Origin of the sequence: Kineococcus indalonis, assembly GCF_009906395.1 — a bacterium.
GTDB classification, from domain to species: Bacteria; Actinomycetota; Actinomycetes; order Actinomycetales; family Kineococcaceae; genus Kineococcus; species Kineococcus indalonis.
Genome location: NZ_JAAALM010000461.1, coordinates 1 through 3281, shown reverse-complemented (window position 1 = coordinate 3281; position 3281 = coordinate 1). Strand labels below are relative to the sequence as shown.

Annotated in this window: 4 protein-coding genes; 3 read left to right on the top strand and 1 reads right to left on the bottom strand. The window is 76.0% G+C overall.

Features of this window, described 5'->3' with window-relative positions; all coding sequences use genetic code 11:
* From GTR00_RS17460 to GTR00_RS17450, 3 genes are all read left to right on the top strand, one after another.
* Window positions 1-757: ANTAR domain-containing protein (locus tag GTR00_RS17460; RefSeq protein ID WP_407659724.1), on the top strand; the 757-nt coding region annotated here is incomplete at its 5' end.
* A 119-nt stretch (window positions 758-876) separates the two neighbouring features.
* Window positions 877-1728 carry a pyridoxal kinase PdxY gene (gene pdxY / locus GTR00_RS17455; protein WP_166612852.1) on the top strand — a complete coding sequence of 284 codons (852 nt, stop codon included), beginning with the start codon at window positions 877-879 and terminating at the stop codon, window positions 1726-1728.
* Between the two features lie 167 nt (window positions 1729-1895).
* The gene (locus GTR00_RS17450) at window positions 1896-2324 is read left to right on the top strand and encodes a hypothetical protein (RefSeq protein ID WP_166612851.1); all 429 of its coding nucleotides are present in this window, start codon (window positions 1896-1898) and stop codon (window positions 2322-2324) included.
* Between the two features lie 64 nt (window positions 2325-2388).
* On the opposite strand, the gene GTR00_RS17445 is transcribed toward GTR00_RS17450, so the two are convergent.
* Window positions 2389-3281: helicase C-terminal domain-containing protein (locus GTR00_RS17445; protein ID WP_276610302.1), on the bottom strand; the 893-nt coding region annotated here is incomplete at its 5' end.

Here is a 3281-nt window from a genome sequence, read left to right as displayed (position 1 = left end):
CGCCCACCCCGCCGGCGCGGCCGGCCCCCGCCGGGTCGGCGCGCGGGACCCCGCGGACCGGCCCGTGATGCAGCCGGAGGAGGCCTTCACGGAGCTGGGCCGCCTGGTGGTCGGGCAGACGCCGCTGCACGAGGTGCTGACCCGCGTGGCGGAACTGGCCCGCGCGTGCGTGCCGGGCGCGGAGGAGGTCTCCGTGACCCTGCTGGAGGGCGAGAAGGCGCGCAGCGCCGCCTTCACCGGCCGCCTGGCGGCCACGCTGGACGAGCGGCAGTACGAGAGCGGTTTCGGCCCGTGCCTGGACGCCGCGCACAGCGGCGGCGTCGTGCGCGTGGACGACACCTCCCGGGACACCACCTACCCCGCCTTCGCCGCCGTCGCGGCCCGCCAGGGGGTGCGCAGCACCGTCTCGGTGGGCATGCCCGTGCCCCAGCGCGTCCTGGGCGGCCTGAACGCGTACCGCTTCGAGGAGGAGCCGCTGGACGCCGAGTCGGTGCAGCTTCTGCAGGTGTTCGCCGGCTACGCCGCCATCGCGCTGGCCAACCACTCGCTGTACGCCTCCGCCGTCGCCCTCAGCGAGCACCTGCACACCGCGATGCAGTCGCGCGCGGTGATCGAGCAGGCCAAGGGCATCGTCATGGCGCAGCTGCGCTGCGACGCCGAGGAGGCCTTCCAGCACCTGGTCACGCAGTCGCAGCACACCAACCGCAAGCTGCGCCAGATCGCCGAGCAGGTCGTCGCCGCGGCCAGCGCCCGCTGAGCCGCGCGGGCCGCGGGGCGGGCCGGGAGGGCTCTGGTGAGTAGGATGCCCCGGCGGGTTCGACGCCCCTGCGGCGCACACCAGCACCGCCACCCCCGTGCCGTCGAAGGGCTGAGACCGTGAAGATCCTCTCCATCCAGTCGGCGGTGGCGCACGGCCACGTCGGGAACTCCGCGGCCGTGTTCCCGCTGCAGCGGATCGGCGTGGAGGTCGTCCCCGTGCACACGGTGAACTTCTCCAACCACACCGGGTACGGCGCGTGGCGGGGGCCCGTCATGGCAGCGGAGGACGTCGCGGACGTCCTCACCGGCGTCGAGGAGCGCGGGGTGTTCCCCGAGATCGACGTCGTGCTCTCCGGCTACCAGGGCGGCACCGGGATCGCCGACGTGATCGTCGACGCCGTGCGCCGGGTGAAGGCCGCGAACCCCTCGGCCGTCTACACGTGCGACCCGGTGATGGGCAACGCCCGGTCGGGCTGCTTCGTGGCCCCGGAGATCCCGGACCTGCTGCGCGAGCGGGTCGTCCCGGCCGCCGACGTCATCACGCCGAACCAGTTCGAGCTGGGCTACCTGACCGGCACGGAGCCGACGACGCTGGAGTCCACCCTCGCCTCCGCCGACCTGGCCCGTGCGACGGGCCCCTCCACCGTGCTCGTCACGAGCGTGGAGCGGCCCGGGCGCGAACCCGGCACGATCGAGATGCTCGTCGTCGACGACGCCGGCGCGTGGATCGTCCGCACCCCGCTGCTGCCGTTCAAGGCGAACGGTTCCGGCGACGTCACCGCGGCGCTCTTCGCGGCGCACCTGCGGGGCACCGGCGACGCGCGCGCCGCGCTGGAGCGCACCGCCTCCAGCGTCTTCGACCTCATCGAGACGACCCACCGCTCGGGCCAGCGGGAACTGCAGATCGTGCAGGCGCAGGACTTCTTCGCCGCCCCGCGCATGCAGTTCACCGCCGAGCGGGTGCGCTGAGGCCCCGCCGGGGCACGGCTCGCGCGGGCCGTCCCGCCCCCCCCCCGGGGCCCGGCACGGTGCTGACACGGCCGTGGCACGACACCGACACGGGTCGGCACGGCACCGGCAGGACCGGCACACCGCTCGACGTGCACTCGCGCGGGTCGTGCACTGGAATGAGGCAGGTGCAGCTAGGGGCCACCGCCGCCGAGTCCGTGACCATCCAGGGCAACGACGTCATCCTGCGCGCCGAGGGGCGCACCGAGGTCTACGACCTCTCCTACGTGCGGATGCTCGTGCCGTACCTCACCGGGGAGCGCGACGTGCCGCCGATGCGGCTGGCGCACTTCCGCCCGGGCATCAAACCCTGGATCTGCCTGAGCGTCATCGACGACGACGGGTGCGAGCCCGACCTGTCCGGCGTGGTGATCTACTCCGGCATGGGCACCCACCGGGAGATGGGGCTGCACCTGAACAGGTCCGAGGCCTGGCGCCTGGCCGAGATGCTGCAGCACACCCGCTCCGGGCGGGACGAGCTCCTGCACGGCGAGGGCGTGCACGGCGACGGCGTGCCGGGCGAGCACGAGCAGGACGAGCAGGACCGGGCGGCCTGAGCGGGCCGGCCCCGGGCACCGGTGGAGGGCCCGGCCCAGGTGCCGGTGGAGGGCCCGGCCCGGCTCAGGTGCCGGTGCCGCCCGCCCGGGTGCGACGGGCCAGGGCACGGGTCGCGCCCCGGCGCGGCGCCGCCCTGCGCACCGGGGGGTCGGCGGGCGCACCGGCGGACGCGTCCGAGGGCGCACCGGCGGGTGCGTCGACGCGCGGGGTCGGCACCTCGGGGCCGCGGACGGCACCGGGGCCGGCGGTGGTGGCGACCAGGCGGGTCAGGGCGCCCGTGACGACCTCGAGGTCGCTGAACCGCCGCATGCCCTCGGGCAGGGAGGCCAGCAGGAGCGGTCCGTACGCCTTGGTGCGCAGGCGCGGGTCGAGGACCGCGACGACGCCGCGGTCGGTGCTGGTGCGCACCAGCCGCCCGGCCCCCTGGGCGAGCGCCACGGCGGCGGCGGCGACGTGGACCTCGGTGAAGCCGTCGCGGCCGGCGGCGTCGGCGGCCTCGCGGCGCGCCGACAGCAGCGGGTCGTCCAGGGGCGCGAAGGGCACCTTGTCCATGACGACGCAGGACAGGCTCGGGCCGGGGACGTTGACGCCCTGCCACATGCCCATCGTGGCGCACAGGGTGGACTCCTCCACCGCGGCGAACTCCTGCACCAGCCGCGCGGTGGGCGCCTCCCCCTGCACCAGGACGGGGGTGGTCACGGCGGCGCGCAGGTGCGCCGCGGCGTCGCGGGCGGCCCTGGTGGTGGTGAACAGCGCCAGGGTGCGCCCCCCGGCGGCGCGCACCAGGGCGGTGAGCTCGCGCAGCACCGCGGCCGTGTGGGCGGTGCGCTCGGGGCCCGCGGGGGCGGGGAAGCCGGCGGGCGGCACGTACAGGATCGCCTGGCGCTCGTGGTCGAACGGGGTGCCCACGTCGAGCACGTCGACGCCGCGCGGCTCGGCGGGCCCGGCGCCGGGCC